Genomic DNA, 20,682 nt, shown 5'->3' with positions numbered 1-20,682 from the left:
GATATGATATGATAATTAAAAAAGAAGGGAAAATTAACGAAATAATCTATGATTATACAACTTATCATAGAGGTAAATACAGACTTTATCCAACAATTACGCATTTAAACGATATTATAGAGAAGATAATTGAATCCAAGTCAACTACAGAATATATAAGAATAAATCCCTTTTATATAAATGAAAAAGTTAATATGCAGATTGAATTCGATAATTATATGTTTTATTTGGAATGTAGGGAACAGTTAGATAAGAAAGAAATAGAAAATCATGTAATAGAATGCTTAGAGCAACATTTCCCAACTTTATCTAATGACCAAATTGAGATGGGCAAAAAACTATACCCAGTTTGTGAACACAATGATGTTGAGTGTTTTAAGCTGTCACTAATAATATACCGTGATTATTTGGAATCGCTTTTACCGCGTTTATTTGAAATTGCCAAAAGAAAAATGCAATTAAGAGATGAAGATATAGCGTTTGGATATTTTTGTTTTGAAGTTCATAGTGGGTAACGTTTTAACCTTGAATGGCTTTTTGCCTTTCAAGGTTTTTTTATAAAATAGTTTACGGGAAACAATAAGATGTAATACTTAATCGATAATTTTCGAAAAGAGGATAAATTTAAATTTAATGGAATAAAAAAGTTGTTACTTGGTAGAAAATTCTTTAATGAATAGATTGATAAAATTCAGTCGATCACAAATGCTAATCCATAAGTGCATAGCGCATTAGTGTATTTATTTTAAAAAATAAAATATTAAAAATGTCTTAAGTATTAAGGGTAATCGAAATTATGGTTCAAATCACAGAGACAAATTAATCAAGCTTTCAACAAGTTTGTTATATCTAAAAAAAGAAAAGATGCTTTCATTGAAAGCATCTTTTTCTATCAAAAATCTTTTAATTGTGTTGATAGGCTATATGGAATTATTTCATTATTAGTTGTTTCTTTATAAGCTATTTCTTCGTGCATATAGTCACTAATTTGTCTACTTCCCATAGCTTTAAATTTATTATTAACATCATTTAGAATATTGATTTCATCAATAGAGAAATTATTTAAATCTATATTATCTTTAGGTAAGATCATATATGAAATGTTATCGTTTATCAAATCCTCCTTTATTTCAATTTTATCACTACAATATCTTAATAAATCTTCATGACCTTGAGGAACAGCCCCTAATGGCATATGCTTGTATATTAGGCCGGACATTCCGACACCATGTCTTTTAAAATGTATAGAATCAACATACCAAAGTAATTTCATTAATTTAACTTTATATAAACGTTCCGAGTAACTAGAGAAAAACAAGATTATATTTTCAATTTTATTCAAATCCAATGTTTTAAAACCATTTACAATAGAGGGTTCTTTATATTCAATGTATAGTGATTCAATCAATTCCCTATTAAAATATTTAGCAGATTTAGTTTTTATGAGCGCCATTAAATTACTTTTAACTTCGTTATATTTTTCTTGAGAGAATTTATCTTTATGCCGTTCCAACTCACTAAGAGCAAATTTAGGATTTTCGTCTACCATTCTCATTTTTTGATCATATGTTTCATCTTGTATGGATTTTGTTTCATACCTTTGTACGGTATTTTCTCCCCAACCAAGTAAATGTGAAAATTCTTTTTGAGATAATCCGAACCGACTTCTTATAGATTTAATTTCACTAGAATTTAATAAATTATCTTTTTTATAAGCATCTAATGATGAAGCAAGATTTTGTTTCATTAATTTATTGTCTACAAAACTTTCTTCTTCTACAGGACAATAATAAATAGTTCTATCATACTCAACTTCTTTTTCATTTATTATAGTTCTAGCTTTGGAGGTAATAATAGATAGTTCATGTTTTTCATCACAGTATGGACATTCCATCATTATTTTTTCAATTCTTTCCATAAATATTCTCCTTTAATAAGTTTTTCCGTTTAAAAAGGTTATTAAGGTTTAAGTTGGTTTGTTTTTGGAAGGTATACGGATAAAGTGTATACCTTCCTTTTTTTTAGTATGGTTTATTTACGATAGGAAACTCAGGGAAATGAAACGACATACAGTAGATTAAACGTCTATTTCTCATTTTGTATTTGATATAAACGCTTCTACCACCTATGACCTTTTCAAACACCCAAAAATCGGGAGTTCCTGGTCTTTTTAAATCAGGTACAGTTTCAACATAATCACTACTTGTAAGTGATTTGATTTCCCGTACTACATCTTCAGCAATATATTGAAGTGTGTTCAGTGTATATTCCGTTGTGTAAACATATTGGGGATCTTTAGGATCTTCCCCAATTCTTGTTACTTGTACTTGAATATTGTTACCATTTGCTTTAAAAATTGCTTTAGTTGTTGCCAAATACGCTTCTACATTCGCTTGTGATTCAATTCTACCATTAGCCAACTTTCCTCAAACCTTTCTCTTTTTATATATACTCAATATACAACTGTTTGGTGTATATTGCAACAAAAACAACCAATTGATGTATTTTGTTCACAACCTAACTGTATTGAAAATGATTAAATATGCTGAAAATATAGAACATTTATTTAACATTATTAGAATGTTTGATACAATCCAGAATGGGTAAAGAAGACTAAATCGGGTGTTTTGGGGGAGGTGAGTGGGATTCAACTTTTTACAGTGCAATATAGTAGTTACAAGAAAGGGAGAGTACAGAAGAAAGATGGAAAAGATATTGTTAAAAGATTTGGATGGTTTGTTACTTCCAATGATTCACACGGTAGGGTGAATAGACATAAGAAATATTCGTCACAGGAGGTAAAAGCAAACTTAGGTATTGAACGGACTAATGAAAAAAATTGTGATGAATATATTTCTTATACTATAAAATGAATGGGGAGCCGAAATGGATTATTCTCTACTATATAATTTTATTGCCTCTGAAGGAGGCGTAACCAACATAGATAAAAATTACATACTGTATTATGACGAAACTAATAATCCTCGTACTTTTAGATTGACAGATAATGGGTTTAACGTTAACGAACACGAATTCTTTATTCTAGGCGGAATTGGTTTTGAATCTGATAAGTCTGCTTCTAGCGATGATATTGATGAACTTTTTTCTAAATTTCTATTGCAGGAAAATGTGACTGAAGTTAAATTTAAGCACATTCGTCAAAATGCACAAGACTTTTTATCTTTGTTATCAAAACCGAGAGTAACTACTCTTATTGAGTGGATTTACGAAAAACAATACTCAATCCATTATTCTTATGTTGATAATTTTTATTACACAATCGTTGATATAGTGGATTCAATGGAAGAGTCATGGTTTGGTGGGCCAGATTTAAATAGAGAACTGAAAAATCACTTTTATTTATTGATTAAGGAATATCAAGATTGGTTTATAAGCTTACTAATTGAAGTAGATTATCCCAACATCAAAAATCATAAAAAGTTTGTTGAGAAAATTGTTGATTGGATATGGTCTGTAAACATTGGTGATAATTTTTATCTAGAATATTTACGGCAATCACTAAAAAACTATAGAAACCGGCATCTGGTATTTTTGGAAGATAACGAGGATAAGGTTGCAATAAGTGATTATTCAACTTTTTATGCTAACTTAATAGTTACTTATCCTAAGGCAGTACATATTTTGGATCACGAGTTGTATGTTGAACAAATTTTGAACTCTAATCGAATACAGTTATCAGGACATAAAGCTATAAATTATAAATTTGTAGATTCAAAAGATGAACGCTTAGTGCAAGTATCTGACTTGATTGTAGGTGTTTTGCGTTATTGGATGGCCTTTTTGGAATCAGTTAATATACAAAAATTAAGTACAATATTAAATGGGCTTTCAGAGCTACAAAAAGTCAAAATGATAAAATTTCAAGGAATTTTGCTTCATTCTCTTGAAGTAAGTACAGGATTTAAGCATGGCGTTGGTAGTAATGAGTTTGAATTAAAGATTAAATTCTTTTTAGAGTATGATTTTTTGTAAGTTCAAATACAGATTTTAATTTGAGTTCTACGCTTCGTCGGATTCTTCTATGTGCAACATCAGTAAAAAATAATCAACTTAGGCGTCTTTTTGTTTTTTTTTTTTTTTAAAATTTGTTTGAAATTATTAATAAAAGGCATGTTGTAACCGAATTAATATAGTAAGAAAAAATTAAGGAGTAGTATGAATGTATTTTGCTTGTTTAAGAATTTATTACTATTACAAGAAACATAAGTTACATCGCTTTGTTTACTGGTTATTACAAAGATATATTATGAAACATAATAAGCTTTTTAAGCTTTCAATTTTAGTCTCTATAATTAGTTTCTTCATATATACAATTGGATACATATTTTTATATGGATTTTTATTTGGTGGTACTGAAGATAGCCCAACCTCGCTTTTGGAAATATTTATTAATCCTGTACCAATAAATTTTTATTCAGTAATTATTGTGGGAATATTTATAGTTCTTTGCTGTGTTTTTAGTTCAGTTATTATTTATTTTTTTAGAACTTTAATTTATGTGAAAGAGAAATCGAGTAAACCCTATCTTAAGCGATTAGAGGAAAAAATAGTTATATTTATAGTATTTATTGCATTTTGTGTTCTATTACATTTTGGTGTATCAACATTTTTCGTTAACCTATTATCAATAGACATATATACAATTAAATTTGCAGTAATTTGGATTGCACCCCTTTTACTTTTTGCTTTTGGATTCTACATGAGCAATGCACCAAAATATTGGTTGCCAGCAATTTCTGGTACATTAACGGGATTCTATATTGGATTTATTATAGTGGTTGCAACTAAACAAACTAATTATAAAGAATTGATAATTGCAATATATCCATTTTTTATTTTACTAATTGGATGTTTGTTTACTCTATTTAAAGATAAACATAAAAATAATAGATTAATTGAGTTTACGATAATGTTTCCCGTGCTATTCCTTATTCCTTTGATAATAAAGATAATTATTAACGAAGTGCTTCATATTTCAGAGAAAAGTAATTTTGTAATTTTAATAATCATGAATGTTTTCATTACTTTATTATTTGTTCTTACAGGAATTAATAAAGATAGAAATGAGAAAAAGCATGTCTCAGATAGCTCTAAAAATAATACAAAGACTAACTCAGAAATTACAAAAAAAATTTTTGTCAATGATATGAAAATTTTGTTAGTATTCACACCTATATTGCTCATGTTTATAACCACAATATTACCATTTGGCATAATGCGATCGTCAATTTTCGTTAGGGATATAGCAAGTTTTTCTAGTAGTAAAATAGGAAAGTTAGAAAAAGTATATTTTGATTATGATAAATTAGAAATTAACGGTAATGATAAAGAAAAGAATAATAAAAATAAAAAGTATTTGGAAGGAATAGTTGTTGCAGAGAAAAATGGGTACTTGTATATTTCCAGTAATTGGAAACTGGAAAGAGTTAGTAGTAAAACCATAATAACTATTAGGCAAGATAAAGATTGATATAGTAAAAAAGAAAGACTTTAATGAGAATTAATTATAAGAATCTAACAATAGAGAATTGACTTGAAACTGATTCAACCTCTAAATTTTTTGTGAAGTATAAGAAATAGAATAATAAGAAAATTCGGTAAAAGTTAGCTTACCATAAAAAATAATTTGATAAGATAGTCTCTCTAATTATGTTACTAAAAAACAGTCACTCATATATGGGTGACTGTTTTTTAGTAACATAATTAGACTAATGTTCAGAAATCTGGTCTTTTAGTTTCTCTAGTACTTTAATTTTTTCTTCATTATCCAAATTGTTTAAGTTACTTAGTAGTTCTTTTTCATCGAAAGTTAAAACTGAATAAAATTCAGCAAGATTATTAAATAATTTTATAAATAAGGAGTTTATTACTTCATTGTCATGGTATGTAACATTTCTAATAGGGTCACCTCTTAAAATCCAGTCAGTTGAGACTTCGAATTTTTTACTTAAGGAAATTACAGTATCTATTGACGGTTTGGATTTACCTTTTTCAATATCACTCAATGCTGCTTGCGATATTCCGATGTGCTCTGAAAAGTTTTTTTGTTTCATATTAAATTTTACTCTAATTTTTTTGATACGATCTGCTATAGATTCCATAAATTTCCTCCTAAACTTGAAAAATGGGTGAAAAGTAAATAATATATAACTATACCTATAAATATAAGGTTAACTTATTTTGATTACACTTTTTATGAATAGGTATAAAGAACTAAAATAATTATACTGAAGTTTCCTCTCTTATTTTACGACATTTTATTATGTTAATGTTTTGTTTTTAATTAAATCACAATTTCACTATTTGAAGGAGATCAATATGGGAAGAAAAAGGAATCTAAATTCACCAAAAAACATTGATAAATTAATTAAAGAAGGTAGAGGTCAAGGAGAAGGCTCACTCTATAAACCATGGCTTAACGCTAGAACTAAAATAAACAAATCATATACAGATAGGACTAAAGGGTGGAAAACAGGGAGGGTACACCATTTTCTTTCTAATTTGGAATTTAATTACTTTTTAACTTTAGAATGGTCGCCATATGTTATCGATATTCGTGAACAATATCCGTTGTTGCCTATAGAACGAACTATAAAAATCGCAGAAAGTCTTGGGATTGATCATCCATATTTAGATGGAGAATATAAAGTAATGACCACGGATTTTTTAATAACACTTCAAACCCCTGAAGGTATTAAGCAAGTTGTTAGAACAATTAAATCTGAAAACGACTTAGATAGTAGACAACTTGATAAATTTGAGATTGAACGTGTTTTCTTTTTAGAGCAAGGGGTAACTGATTGGTGTATTGTGACTGATAAAAATATAAATCTAAATTTTGTGAAGAACATAGAGTGGCTGCATGATGCCAAGAATTTAGATCTAAGAAATGACTTAGAGCAAAATTCCATAGATAGAATAGCGAAGTACTTGTTACAAGAAATAAACAAACGAGAAAGAGGTTTAGCAAAAATAACATCTGAATTTGACGAAAAATTAGGTCTAGATCCAGGTACATCTCTTTTCGTGGTTCGTCATTTATTAGCAAATAAAATCTGGTTAACAGACATTTCTAGTGAAAAAATTAATCCCAGCCGGATATTGATATGTAAAGAGAATGTTTCTCAAAAAGGAAGTGATTTTATTGCAACAAATTTTTGAGAATACAATTTTAGAATGGCGTAACGAAGAAATGGAAGTAACTTCAATTGAAAGAATCCTATGGGTGTCACCAAAGAAAGATAACGTTGTATTGATAAGGATTGATGTTGAAAATGAAAATCCATATATAAGAGATTATGATTCTCTTATAAGTTCATTAGAAGAAGTAAAAGTAAAAATTGTTAAACAAGATCCATATTTTTATAAGGTTTATCCAGAGAATGACTATTTAGAAAAGCACAAAAAAATAAGAGATGTTGCTTGGGAATTTATTAAAGATGTAGTAATTGAGGAACCACATATCTATTATAAAAAATTTAGAGTTGAGATGTTAAGGGATATAAAATCAAATTTTGGAATTGGTGATAAAAGGTTAAATAATTTACTAAGGAGATACTGGATCGGTGGTAAGCATATTAACGCTTTACTGCCTAACTATGATAATTGTGGCGGACAGGGAAAAAAAAGACAATATAAAGGAAAGAAATTAGGCAGACCCTCATTAAAGAGTAAGCTTCACCCAGAAATGGCCGGAGTAGGTGTCTCGTTAGAGGACGAGAGGTTATTTAGATTTGCTATAAAAAAATTTCATATAAATCAAAAACTAAATCTTATGCAGACCTATAATAAAATGCGCGAGGAACTGTATATTGAAGGCTATAAAAAGAAATACGGGGAATTGACACCTATCTTAAAAAAAGACGAATATACACCTACATTTAGACAATTTCAATTTTGGTATGCTAATAACTTCAATTTTAAAGAACGTATGATAAATAGAAAAGGTGAGCTTGAGTTTGAACTACAACATAGGAGGACAATTGGAAACGCTACAGGAAAAGCTTATGGACCTGGGGCAGTGTTTGAAATAGATGCAACTATGGCAGATGTTTATTTAGTAAGTGCGATTGATCGTTCAAGGTTATTAGGTAGACCAATTGTTTATATAGTAAAAGATGTCTATTCGAGAATGGTAGTTGGTTTACATGTTGCATTAGAAGGACCTTCCTGGATATGTGCAATGATGGCTATAGAAAACGCTACTAAGAATAAAAAAGAGTATTGTAAAAGTCTGAATATTGAAATAGAAAATGAGGATTGGCCGTGCTTTCATATACCCAGGTCTTTTTGTGCGGATAGAGGTGAAATGCTTAGTAATTCATCAGATCGTTTAACTGAAATATTAGGAATAAGGATTAAGAATACTCCTCCATATAGGGGGGATCTAAAAAGTATAGTTGAGAGGCATTTTAGGACTTTAAATGAAAAAATTAAAGAATGGATACCAGGAGCAGTTCAAATAGATCACAAAAAGAGAACAGGCAAAGACTATGCTTTAGATGCTGTATTGACCTTAAAATCATTTGAAGAATTTTTAGTATACAGCATATTAGAGCATAACAATACAATCATTAAGAGTTATCCACTTGAAAGAGAGATGATGGAAGAGAATATAATCCCAACGCCATTAAATATTTGGAACTGGGGTAGAGTGAATAGAAGTAGTATTTTAAGAGTTGCAGATGAAAATATTGTTAAGTTCTCATTGCTTCCCAATAAAAATGCCACGGTCACCTCAGATGGAATATTTTTAAATAAGAGGAACTATTCGTGTGAAGTAGCGATAAAAGAAGGATGGTTTGAAAAAGCAAGAAGGAAAAGAAGGAAGCTGAATGTAGTGTATGACCCAAGAAATTTGAGTCAAATACACTTTACTTTGGGAAAAAATGAAATTATTACTGCTAATATAATTGAAGATCAAATCAATACAGCTACATTTATAAAGGATATAAGGTTGGAAGATGTAATTGAGCAGGAACGTTATTTTTCGACCCAAATATCATTACAATCCACTGAACAAAGGCAGTTTAAGAGTGATATTAATAACAAAGTGAAAAACATAATAAATAGAGAAAAAAATAAGACTAAAGAGTCCCAAAATCCTTTTCAATCTCAATCTTCTAGAAGAAGAGATATTAAGCAAAATCGTAAAGAGGAAAATGAAGAAATTAGGCTTTCACAGAGTTGGAATAATTTAAATGGGAATGAAACCTTAAATTCTGATGAATTAAATAATAATCATAGATACAAAGAAGATTATGAAGAAAAAACTGATGATTCAAGGAATACTCTATTAAACCTTATTATGCAAATTGGAGATTAGAATAATGAAAATGGAAAGTAATTATGACTCGCTAGCAAGCTCAGTATTAATGGGATATCAAATTAAAGCAAGCTATGTAGAACAAGAAGTTAAAAATTATTGTGAGAATCCACTTATTGAAGCACTCCCCCAAATATACACTAATAAACAAGTGGTAGAGATGTTAACAAGATCACCAAAAGTTTTAAAAGAAGACATAGATTCTCCTATAGAAGTAAAACTTCATCATGTAGAACAGATAAGAGGTGATTTCTTACAACCTCTCCCTATCCATATTAATATTGAATTATCAGTTTCAAGAATGATTAGAACAGGATATGTAGGAAGGAATCCTACATCACCAGTATTTGCAAGAAAATTTATTGAAGGGTTTAAAGATATTGTAAACGAAAAAAATAATCGAAACAAAAATCGATCAACAGCCTCTAGTAACGCAATAATTGGGATTAGTGGAATAGGCAAATCTACAGCAGTTGAAGAAGTTCTACTTTTGTATCCACAGGTAATAATTCATACAGGAGAGGGAGATATGTATCCTAATTTAGGGTACTTGAAACAGATTGTATGGCTAAAAATTGAATGTCCTTTTAATGGATCAAGATCAAGTCTATGTAAAAATTTTTTCAAAGCAGTAGATTCTATACTAAAAACAGATTATTTGAAAAAGTTTAGGAGGCTTACAGAAGCAGAGTTAATAGAAAGAATGGCACATGTTGCCTCATTACATTGCTTAGGTTTATTAGTAATTGATGAAATTCAACGAATGAATAAAGGTGAAGAGGGACAGAAAACCTTGGATTATTTCGTAGAAATGCATAATCAACTTGGGGTACCATTGTTGTTTGTTGGAACATATAAAAGCATGCATTTGTTTGATAAATTACTAGCTAATGGAAGACGAATTAGTCAGCAAGGAATGGAAATTGTCGATAGAATGAAAAATGATAATGAGTATGAGTTTTTCATAAATAGACTATGGGAATTTCAATACTTAACAAACAAAGCTCTATTAACAGAAAAAATTAAAAATACTATTTATAACGAAACACAAGGAATTACAAGTCTAATAGTAAATTTATTTATTCATGTTCAATTCAAAGCCATTATTGAAGGGCAAGAGAAAATAACTGAATCTTTAATTAAAAAAACTGCACTGAAAAATTTTAAAGTCTTACAACCATTTCTCAAGGCGCTTCGAATAGGAAACATTACTGATATGAAAAAGTATGAAGACTTGCAACCAGATTGGCTGACCGTAGATGATATTCTTAAACAATTACCTTCAACTAATTTATATGGAAATATTAATAATGTTCATAGTAGTACTTTGAATAAGAATATAAACTTTATTAAATTAAAAGAATTAGCAAACTCATTAGGGTTAGATGATTCTAGTGCAGTAGAACTTGTATCAGATATTTTAAATAACAAGGAGATTGCAGAGTCTGAAGTATTTAAAGAAGTGGCAGAAAGAGTTTTATTTAAACAGAAGAATGAAAGTATTGAAAAGCAACCTAAAAAGAAAAACAAAGATCACTCAACAGAGAATAAAGGAATACTTCCAATAATCGGAATAAATGCTAAAAAAAATAAGTTATCGATACATGAAGAGTTAGAAAAGAATAAGTTTATTGCACCGTTTGATGAGTTTATTTCTTAAGGAGAGATATAGTGTCTGGCTATTTTCCAAACATGAATCATGATGAATTATTATTTAGTATTCTGGCAAGATATCACTATTTCAGTGGGAACATCAATATTAGAAGTACAACAAGAGAATTATATGCTAAAAACTCAATATGTGCAGTTGTTGATTTTCCTTGTAACTTAGATATGTTAGTAGAAAATATTCCTTTAAATAACACTGATTCAAATATGTTAATTGAGAGGCATACGTTATTACCTTACTATAAACCTTTCCTATCGGATAAATGCTATATAGAATTAAAAGCGATGATGAAAAGTTACAATAATATCAATAAAATACATATGTCATTAGGGATAATAGCTAGTAGAATCTCTTACCCAGAAAAATTAAGGTACTGTGAAAAATGCTATAAACAAGAAGTTACCAAGTACGGACAAGCTTATTGGCATAGAGTACATCAATTACCAGGAGTATTTATATGTGACATACACAAGTGCTTTTTAAAACACTCATTTGTTGAAATGCATGGTAGGAAGAATAAGCATGAGTTTATTACGTTAGATAAAGGGGTTATAAACAGAAACTCAATTGATATTCCAAGCGATGTAAATAGAGATCTACTATTATTTATATCGAAAGAAACTTCATTAATTCTAAACGGTATAGGAGAACTTCCTAATATAATTGAGTTGAAAGAAATAATTAAGTATCAATTAAAAGAAAAAGGCTATATCACTTTTACTAATAGATTTAGATTTAAGGAATTAATTAAGGATATAAACAGATTTTGTGGAATTTCAACTTTAAAACTTCTGCAAGTAGATCTTGATGATAATATCTCAGAAACCTGGATCCATAAATTTGTAAGGGGAAAAGCATCGAAGAAAGAACATCCATTAAGATATATGATATTATTCTATTTTTTAGGGAAAATCAGCTTGGAGAATATAGGTAAAAGAATTGGGTGCACGGAAGCTTGCATATTTAAAGCACCATTTCCATGCTTAAACAAAGCTTCACATCATTATAGAGAATTTATAATCGATAATGTAGAAATAAAAAGAGAATCAAAAACCGGCTTACCTGTTGGTACATTTACGTGTGTTTGTGGTTTTTCTTATTCAAGGCGGGGGCCAGATACTTCTGGAGACGATAAATTCAGGATTGGTAGAATTAAAAATTTCGGGAATTTGTGGTTTATAAAACTAGATGAGCTACTTAAAGAGAGTATTTCTATGAGAGAAATTGCAAGAAGATTAGGAGTTGATGTCAATACAGTAATAAAATATTCTAAAATCGAACAAAAGAACCTGAATATTAAATCAGTAGATAAAAGTTCAAATTTTGGTTTGAATAACCTAAAGAAAGAAATACCAGACAAAAGGAAGAATATAACTAGTAAAACAAAAGTAGATTGGGAAAAAAGAGATAGTGATTTAGCATCTATTATATATAAAACTTCAATAGATTTGATAAATTCTGAATATCATGGGAGGGTTACTAAAAGTTTATTAAGAAGAATAGTGGGACGACATAAGAGCCTTCTTGAGAAAAAAACAAATAAATTGTTTCTATCTAAAATCGTTTTAATCATGCTTTCTGAATCTTATAGTGAGTATCAAGATAGAAGAATTAAAAGAGTTATTAAGGATATGCAAAGTAATAACATTGAAATAAAGAAATGGAAAATAATCAGAAAAGCATGCCTAGGTTCTACTATCTCTAATGTTATTAATGAGAAGATAGATGAATATCTAGATAGAAATAATTAAATATAGAGAAACAATTGGAGGAGATAATTTTGGGAGAGGATTTATCTTTTTTTCCTAAGCCATACTCTGACGAAGATTTTAGAAGCTTGGTTTACAGATATCATAAACGTTCTGGAAACATTACATTTAGACAAAGTAAACAGGAGTTGTTTAATCTAAATACACATATTAACAGACATCTTCCAAGAAATCTAAAAAACTTAGTTAATAAAATACCAGAATCATCAAATGACTTTGTATATAATATTCTTCAGAATCATACATTTTTGCCTCTCGTTTACCCATTTATTTCAAAAGATCGAATTGAATTAATACTGAATGAAATCAATTATGGGAGGAGAAATAACCCAAGTAATCTTGCAAGTCTTTTGAGTAATAGAAGTCAAAATATATTATCAGAAGATATTAGATATTGTCCAAGTTGTTTAGATGATGATACTAATCGATACGGTGAAGTTTATATACATAGGATTCATCAATTAGATTTTTTAGATTTTTGTCCTACACACAAAAATAAGTTAATAACTAAGTGTCCTGTCTGCCTAATAAACTTATGTAATGCTAATAATACAATATTATTATCATCACATAAATGTAATAATGGACATGATTTAAGGGAGAAAATTATTTCATATCAAGATGAATTTAAATTAACCTTTTTAAGAAATATAGAATACATTCTTGACAAAAAAATGAACATATATAAAGAGGAAATAATAAAAAAGTATATGATTTTAATAGAAAGAAAAAATTATCTTATCTCGGAAAATACGATAAGGATTGATAGTTTGTCCGATGACTTGATAAATCATTATGGTAAGGATGCCATTAATAAAATTGGTTTAAGTATAAATTACATAAAATCAAAGTACGTATTTTATGGAGTTTTTCACAAGAATTCAATGCAACGTTACCAGTTATATATTCTTCTTATGATGTTTTTCAAAGAAAATACTAAAAAATTTTTCGAAGAAAGATTGGGAATTACCCGATTTAATGAGTCAGGTGATTTTATTATAAAAAGGTCTGGTCCATGGCCATGTATAAATGTATATTGTAAAAATTATAGAAGGAATACCATTCTTTCATATAAAAGAAGAGTAAATAGGCATAGCCACAATTCATTAGTAATAGAGTGTGAATGTTGTGGAATGAGATACTCTAGAGTATGGGATAAAGATAACAAAGGAGAGTTACATAATCGCGAAAAGAAAATAAGGTTTGGTTGGTTGTTTGAGGAAAGCATATTTGATGACTACACAAGTGGTACTCAAATAAAAGAAATTGCTATAAAGGCCAGAGTATCATCTAAACAAGTTGGAACTGTTATTAGAAACAATATACAGGGAGAGATTAAAAAAAGTACTCAAGAGAATTCAGCACTCACGGAAGAGGAAGGAAATGACCTATTTAGAGTCTCTTATGGCAAAGAATATAAGTTAAATAATAAAAAAAGTAGCTTAGGTAAGAAGATTCGAAATCAATTTTGTTGGGAAACAGTGGATAAGGAACTTGTAAGTAAAATAGAAGTAATTGCTGAAGAAATTTACCAAGAACTTCCACCAATACGAATTAAAAAGTCACAACTGATTAATAAATTATCTAGTATAGATCAAAATCGCTTAAGAAGAGGTAAGGACTTCACAAGAGAATATTTGCCCAAATCTGAAGCTACTATAGAAAAATACATTGAACCAATTGAAGAATATCAAAAAAGGAAATTGGATGACAAAATTAAAAGACTAAGGAAGAAAGGTCGTAAGAATATTACGCTTAGTAGTTTAATGTCAGATAGTGACTTCTATAAAAACTGTAGCAATGAAGTAAGAGATTATATAATTAATAGAATCAATCATTTAAACAATATCTAAAGTACATTAATGCACCTTATCTTATTAAAAAAGGGAAGAAAAATGAAACCAGCGTGACAGGTTCTTGTACTGAAACAACATTATGTACTAGTATTATCAAATTGTTTACACTATTTTGTATATAGTGTTATCCTAAGGTAAAAATATTAGGGGAAAAGCAATGACGATAAAAACAATTAAAGAAATAAATGAGTTCAAAAAAAGAGTTAGATTTAAATTGAAAGAGCATGAGGAGGCTAAAAAAAATAATTCTGCATATGTAGTTCCAAAAGTAAGTGAGGATGCTCAATGTAAGATAGATATAAAGGATTTATTGGATGAGCTCTATTCTACTATTATTACATATAATCAGGAGTATGGTTTAAAGTGGATGAAGGGATTACAAAGTTACATTTCTGATAAAAAAGGAGATATTTCTTATGCAAATTACTCTAGAGGTAATGTAGTTTTAGTGGAGCTGTTTGGTCATTACAGTAGTGAATTAACTTTTGAACATTTTGCAGTTGTATTGTATGATAATCAAAATATTATGTTAGTTGCTCCTATTACAACTTCTAAGTACAATGATTTAGAAGAAATGCATATTGATTTAGATGAATCAAATGGACTTTATCATCCATGTGCAGCTCTAGTGGATGAAATTAGAGTAATTAATAAAAGCCGAGTAGTTAGACCATTGGAGAAAGATAATTCCATTATAAATATTGGTAGTGAAAAACTAGATCAGATTGATGAAATTATATTAAAGAATTTCCTACCTAAAGTTTTTGAAGAAAGAATCCAACTGAATAAACAATTAGAAAAAGAAAAGGAAAAATATCAAAATTTAGAGGAAAAACAATCTGAACTGGTTAATGAATACCAAATGCTAAAACAATTATATGATAAAGCTTGTTTAGAAATAGCTAATTATAAAAACCAGGAAGCAGAAAAAATTCATTCTTAAATTTCAAAAAATTCCTTGCTCCATTCTTAAAATTAGAATATAATAAATTATATATATTTTGGATTATTACATCCCCGCGCACTGTGCGCAGCTTTACGGAAGGTTGAAGAATTTCTTCCTTCGAAAAAATCTCCTCTAATTTAGTGGGGATTTTTTTTATTATTAGACTAATCTTGCTAGAATTTTTAAATTAAAAAAATGTTAAGGAGTGTGAAAATGAACTTAACGAGAGATTCAATATTTAATTATTTAGATGAATATGTTAATAATTCGAAAAGTGAAATAGATAATTACAGAACAAATCAGTCACTATTAAAATCATATATTTTCGAGACTTTCAATGATGATTCAGAAATTTCATCTAGAATTACATTAAGAGATAATTTTAGATTAGAGGAAATTTTCGAACTTCAAAAACTTGATTATAAACAAATCGATGAGGGCCTATTTCTGCTTGGTGATAGTCGTACTCCTTATGGATATTTGGAACTTATAAATAATAGGTTTTTTACAATTTATTCTTTACAGAATGCTGATATAACAGACAAATTTGCAACAGGTTTATCTAAGAATTCAACCTTTATAGATTCCTTATGGATATCTGGAAAAATGTTTAATTCATTTTTAAACCAAGTTAAAGAATTACATCATCCACGTAAATATATAAAAATGAATTTTGAGTATCAAAATTTATTTAATTTTAACTCGGATAATAATGAATCGGAGCCAGAAGAGGACTATCTATTTTCAGATGAACCTTCAAAGATTACTTTATCAAAAGAGATAGGGCAAATTACTGAGCATATTGGTGCAGCACGAAAATTATTTCCGGAGTTTAATTCTATAACTTCGATGAGATTTCCTACCTACGCAGAAAATGGAAAAGGTGGGCATCTATTTTACCACAATGGTAAAGTAACTAATAGATCGAATAATTTTTATGATCATAGATTTCAAATAAAACAGACTGTTAAAGCATATCAAAAGGTAACAGAAGATATAGAATACAGTGCCTGGTTGGACTATGAAACTATAAAGTCCCCTCAAAATGATGTATCAATGTCTTTTAAGGGGAGACCAATTGTATTTAAGTTTGAGAAAGAAATTTCCAAAAACGTATTAAGGAATTTCGTAAATAACATTATTGCAAAAGGAAAAGAACCTTTTAGGATTCTTGCAGAACCAAAATGGGTTAAGGAAGATAGAGCTCACATTTATGGACTTGATTTACACTTATGGCAAGAAGTAATTATGGATTTAGGAATAAATGAATTTATTATATTTTTACCAAGGGGAACATGTGGTAATACAATACATAGATTAGCTACAAATATTCAGAGATTTATCCAACCTAGTTTAGAAGTTTGGATAGGGAATACTAAGTATGAGGATATGATTAATAAAAATTTAACAATTTATTCTAAAGGTGATAATTTTTATGATTAATGTTGATCCATTGTTTCAACTAAATACATTTATTCATATGGGCTTAGAATATCCAGATGGATCTAATATTTATCCATACCTTAATAGAGAAGGTTATGTTATTAAAATTATAGGTCAGAAAATTCTTGTTCCAATAGACAACAAATCTCAAATAGAAAATCATATTGAGCACAAAATTAATTCAAGTGTTGAACCTGAAATAATATATGAAAACAAAGAAGTTAATTCATTAATATTGCTTGAATGTAAGGTGAACGGTTTTAATGTTGATTATAATCAACGAAATACAAAACAAGCTTTGGGCTATTTAAGTTGTAACAATAATCATGTTCAGCAATATCTAGGAATAACAACAACTGATGAATCAAATCATTTAAGTAAGCAAAATAAAATTATATATGCAGTATCAAATAAAGATGTAGAGTTACAAAAAGAAACTTTAACAAGCTTATCCGAGGTTGTTCAAAATGCAGGAGTAGACAACCTACCTGTAACTATAGCGGGAATCGAAGTATATAACAATGATGTTTACTTAAATATAGTAGAAGAAGATAAGCAAGAAAGAATTAAAATAATTCAAAATGGTAATCCTATGTTAATTAATTTGATACCAATTGATCCAGGCATTAATAAAAAAGACCCCAAAGCATTGAAATCACTGCAGCAAAAGGTAAGCTTAACTTTAAGTAGATTAATCGGTAAAAATATTGGTTATATCGAATTTGAATTAAAGTTAAAAACATTATATGAACAATCGATCCCCGTATGGAATGTTTGGTCTAGTGAAGCACAAAAGCATATGAAACCGCTTATTAAAAAGTATGTTAGAGAAGCACTTACGAAATTGAGTAATAAAGGTTTGAGTTTTGATTTTGACAGCTCCAAGCAAGCATATGTTATTAAGAGAGTGAACCAGGAAACAGCAAGAAAAATAAGATCTTATATTATTACACCCGAATTTTTAAATTTAGCAGAATTAGTTTTTGAAAATACTCAATTATCTTTTGATGATTTGGAGAATAATTAAATTTTATCTAAATTAAATTAATAAAAAGACGTAGGAGTATTTCCAACGTCTTTTTGTATAATTGAATATTAAATCCGTTCCTCATAATGATAATATAAGTACCTATATTATAGGAACTTGAAAAAAATTTCCAACTTTTTTTGTAAATAATAAATTATTCATAAAAATATTTATTAATAATGTAATAATATTTTTTTCCAACTTTATTGTTCGTATACAGATAAACAACCAATATGGGAGTTGGATAGCATGATGAATTTCGAAAATGAAAATATTCCAACTAAAGAAGATTTTCATGTAAGTGAAATTGATGAGCGTGTAGTTATTAGAAAACCAATAAAAGCTTAATAATATTTAAGAGGCTATGTGTAATAATTACACTAGCCTCTTTTCTTATATTAATGGAAAGTCCTTATTCAACTAAATGGCAGGATAGATTGTCCATTAAGTAAAACATTATCGCTTGAATGCACTCATCTAACAGCATCGTGTTTGACGAATGATCTGTTGAACAAACAAAATCTCAACGTTCAGTTGCTGGACCGACTGAAAGTATTCATCCAGATAATAAAATTAATTGTTAGCAAGCTTCTATTTTAATCCAATTGTTTCTTACGGCTTTAATTACTGCATTTAAACGATCGCTCACTTCCATTTTGTTTAAAATACTTGAAACATGGTTCTTTACTGTTTTGCTTGAAATATATAGCCTTTCTCCAATCTCATTATTTGAGCATCCTTCCACTAATAACTTAAATATTTCTAATTCTCTATTGGTTAAGATAGTTGAAAGAACATTTGTATTAACTGGTTTTAATTGATTACATATTTTTTTAAACGATCTATATTCGTTCATAATTGTATTAGTAAATCGAAAATCAATAAATAAATTACCTGAGTGAACTTCTTTAACTGTATTGACTAAATGAGTTTCATCTAAATCTGCTAAGAGAACGCCTTTTACCCCTAAATCAATGAACTGTTCGATTTCATTAAAATCAAGTTGGTCTTTAATAATGATGATATTTATTGAAATATTTTTACGAATTTCTTTGACGCTACTTTCCATTTCATTTGATAGCACTGTACAAATTAAAATCTTGCCTTCAATGTTAGGGCGAAAAGCTTCCTGAATATCGCTTAACTTTTTTACTTCAATTAGATAACACTCCAATATCCTCACAATACCAGATAAAAATAATTCATTTTCAACAAAAATAATAGTGTTTTGCTTTTTATTCGTATGGTTAATCTTAGTTGTTAACATATATGTCACTCCTGGCTTATTTGTGTATTTGGTCACGTAAACTTGTCTGGTTAACTAGTTCGAGTGGACAACTAAAATATAAACTCTGCCATACTTTTTTACCACGTATTTTTTTACCGTTGTGAACAATAAAAAATAATAATCTACATTGAAATGACTAAAGAAATTCATCATATTTGATCTTATAAATAATACGACTGAGCCTTAATAACAGAAGTCTAGTAATAATCTAATTGTGTCTCGTTTTATTGAAGAAATAGTCTCGTAAAGAAAAAAATTATTAGAACTTGTTATCTTTTTATCGTTTTATCCGGTAAAAAAAGACGTAGTCATAATGTACATTCAGGTTTATATTATTATTTATTCAGCGCGCATGATCAAATACTTTTTCACAAAACCACTATTTAACATATGGAGTGAAGAAGTTAATTTCTATAGAAGGGATTAAAATTGTGAAAAAAAGATAATCATCAAAGTTTAATGTTAATTCTTTTTTCTTTAATTGAGTCTGTAAATTTTTAATCGATTTTATGCACCCCAATTTAATTTTTTTTGCTAAATATATCAATAGTGTAATTAGTTAAAGCAACACCATGAAAATTGGTTTATTTATTAACCATAATAGGTTTGTAAGTAACCATATATAACATAAAGCTATACCTAGGAGATTAATTTTATGGAAGAAATATTGACTTCAAATTACCAGGAAAACACTACTCAAAATATATTTCATGTATATCAACCGATAGTTGATATGAGATATGGAGAGATATTTGGTTATGAGGCTTTACTAAGGTCAAAAGATTACGAAGTAAAAGAATTATTTTCAAATGCGAGAAAAAATAATCAACTTTTTAAATTTGATACGCATTCTATTAATAAAGCATTAATTGAAATGAATAAATTTTTAAATTGTAATTTTTTTATTAATATATTTCCTTCTACAGTTATTGACTCGGATTTTCTCTCAATAATTGAGGAAATAAATTCAAGCAATAGTATTAATAATAACCAAATCGTTTTCGAATTAAACGAAGACTATCATGAGCATGAGCTTTGGTCACAATCGATTCTAAAAGAAACAATAAAAAAAATAAAAGAGTTAGGTTTTAAGTTTGCGCTTGATGATATAGGGACTGAAGCAGCTTCATTTAAAAATTTGATTGAATATGATCCAGACTTTATTAAATTAGATCGATATTTTGCAAAGTCTTTAAGTAGTTCACTAGAAAAACAAAGAATTGTAAAGCTTCTAGCACAATTTAAAAGTTGCCATTCAAAATTGGTAAGGAGAAAAGTTTATTTTAGCAAACAAGATGAACTATGTTAATCATACTAACTATAAACAATACACAGTTA

At 28.5% G+C, this 20,682-nt stretch carries 16 protein-coding genes; 12 read left to right on the top strand and 4 right to left on the bottom strand.

The features are described from left to right. Window positions 1-8 precede the first annotated feature (8 nt). The gene (locus ACX6U0_RS18470; protein ID WP_464961335.1) at window positions 9-515 is read left to right on the top strand and encodes a hypothetical protein; all 507 of its coding nucleotides are present in this window, start codon (window positions 9-11) and stop codon (window positions 513-515) included. A 377-nt stretch (window positions 516-892) separates the two neighbouring features. Here ACX6U0_RS18470 and ACX6U0_RS18465 read toward each other — a convergent pair whose 3' ends face one another. Both ACX6U0_RS18465 and ACX6U0_RS18460 read right to left on the bottom strand, forming a co-directional pair. Continuing rightward, on the bottom strand, window positions 893-1,918 hold the full coding sequence (locus ACX6U0_RS18465) for a type II TA system antitoxin MqsA family protein (RefSeq protein WP_464961334.1): 1,026 nt from the start codon (window positions 1,916-1,918) through the stop codon (window positions 893-895). Window positions 1,919-2,021: 103 nt separating this feature from the next. Then, the gene (locus tag ACX6U0_RS18460; RefSeq protein WP_464961333.1) at window positions 2,022-2,420 is read right to left on the bottom strand and encodes a hypothetical protein; all 399 of its coding nucleotides are present in this window, start codon (window positions 2,418-2,420) and stop codon (window positions 2,022-2,024) included. A 466-nt stretch (window positions 2,421-2,886) separates the two neighbouring features. On the opposite strand from ACX6U0_RS18460, the gene ACX6U0_RS18455 reads away from it, so the two are divergent. Together ACX6U0_RS18455 and ACX6U0_RS18450 are read left to right on the top strand one after the other, a co-directional pair. Further along, window positions 2,887-3,993 (top strand): DUF3800 domain-containing protein, encoded by a 1,107-nt coding sequence (locus tag ACX6U0_RS18455; RefSeq protein ID WP_464961332.1) that lies wholly within the window; start codon window positions 2,887-2,889, stop codon window positions 3,991-3,993. Between the two features lie 187 nt (window positions 3,994-4,180). After that, complete coding sequence (locus tag ACX6U0_RS18450; protein WP_464961331.1) at window positions 4,181-5,491, top strand: hypothetical protein; 1,311 nt, start codon at window positions 4,181-4,183, stop codon at window positions 5,489-5,491. Between the two features lie 238 nt (window positions 5,492-5,729). On the opposite strand, the gene ACX6U0_RS18445 is transcribed toward ACX6U0_RS18450, so the two are convergent. Then, on the bottom strand, window positions 5,730-6,122 hold the full coding sequence (locus ACX6U0_RS18445) for a helix-turn-helix domain-containing protein (RefSeq protein WP_464961330.1): 393 nt from the start codon (window positions 6,120-6,122) through the stop codon (window positions 5,730-5,732). A 217-nt stretch (window positions 6,123-6,339) separates the two neighbouring features. Here ACX6U0_RS18445 and ACX6U0_RS18440 point away from each other — a divergent pair, with 217 nt between their 5' ends. The 8 genes from ACX6U0_RS18440 (at window position 6,340) to ACX6U0_RS18405 (ending at window position 18,056) form a co-directional block, all read left to right on the top strand. Then, on the top strand, window positions 6,340-7,182 hold the full coding sequence (locus ACX6U0_RS18440; RefSeq protein WP_464961329.1) for a TnsA endonuclease C-terminal domain-containing protein: 843 nt from the start codon (window positions 6,340-6,342) through the stop codon (window positions 7,180-7,182). Further along, window positions 7,166-9,346: a Mu transposase C-terminal domain-containing protein gene (locus tag ACX6U0_RS18435; protein ID WP_464961328.1), complete on the top strand. Its 2,181-nt coding sequence runs from the start codon at window positions 7,166-7,168 to the stop codon at window positions 9,344-9,346. The genes ACX6U0_RS18440 and ACX6U0_RS18435 overlap by 17 nt, the downstream gene beginning before the upstream one ends. A 4-nt stretch (window positions 9,347-9,350) precedes the next feature. Beyond that, the gene (locus tag ACX6U0_RS18430; RefSeq protein ID WP_464961327.1) at window positions 9,351-11,006 is read left to right on the top strand and encodes an ATP-binding protein; all 1,656 of its coding nucleotides are present in this window, start codon (window positions 9,351-9,353) and stop codon (window positions 11,004-11,006) included. 11 nt (window positions 11,007-11,017) lie between these two features. After that, window positions 11,018-12,766, top strand: coding sequence for a TnsD family Tn7-like transposition protein (locus ACX6U0_RS18425; RefSeq protein ID WP_464961326.1), 1,749 nt, complete (start codon window positions 11,018-11,020; stop codon window positions 12,764-12,766). 29 nt (window positions 12,767-12,795) lie between these two features. After that, entirely contained in the window at window positions 12,796-14,637 is a 1,842-nt protein-coding gene (locus tag ACX6U0_RS18420; RefSeq protein ID WP_464961325.1) for a TnsD family Tn7-like transposition protein, read from the top strand. 160 nt (window positions 14,638-14,797) lie between these two features. Continuing rightward, window positions 14,798-15,583, top strand: coding sequence for a type II toxin-antitoxin system PemK/MazF family toxin (locus ACX6U0_RS18415; protein WP_464961324.1), 786 nt, complete (start codon window positions 14,798-14,800; stop codon window positions 15,581-15,583). Window positions 15,584-15,799: 216 nt separating this feature from the next. Next, entirely contained in the window at window positions 15,800-17,029 is a 1,230-nt protein-coding gene (locus tag ACX6U0_RS18410) for a hypothetical protein (protein ID WP_464961323.1), read from the top strand. After that, the gene (locus ACX6U0_RS18405; RefSeq protein ID WP_464961322.1) at window positions 17,022-18,056 is read left to right on the top strand and encodes a hypothetical protein; all 1,035 of its coding nucleotides are present in this window, start codon (window positions 17,022-17,024) and stop codon (window positions 18,054-18,056) included. Before ACX6U0_RS18410 ends, ACX6U0_RS18405 begins: the two co-directional genes overlap by 8 nt. A gap of 580 nt (window positions 18,057-18,636) precedes the next feature. On the opposite strand, the gene ACX6U0_RS18400 is transcribed toward ACX6U0_RS18405, so the two are convergent. Next, window positions 18,637-19,323 carry a response regulator transcription factor gene (locus tag ACX6U0_RS18400; RefSeq protein ID WP_464961321.1) on the bottom strand — a complete coding sequence of 229 codons (687 nt, stop codon included), beginning with the start codon at window positions 19,321-19,323 and terminating at the stop codon, window positions 18,637-18,639. A 676-nt stretch (window positions 19,324-19,999) separates the two neighbouring features. Between ACX6U0_RS18400 and ACX6U0_RS18395 the strand changes: the two genes are divergently transcribed. Continuing rightward, window positions 20,000-20,653, top strand: a complete 654-nt coding sequence (locus tag ACX6U0_RS18395; RefSeq protein ID WP_464961320.1) for an EAL domain-containing protein — start codon at window positions 20,000-20,002, stop codon at window positions 20,651-20,653. Window positions 20,654-20,682: the final 29 nt, after the last annotated feature.

The sequence above is a fragment of the Gottfriedia sp. ABJ_BB2_2 genome, assembly GCF_055484705.1.
Note: the sequence above shows the minus strand (reverse complement) of the source record. Positions and strands in the feature narration are given on the sequence as shown.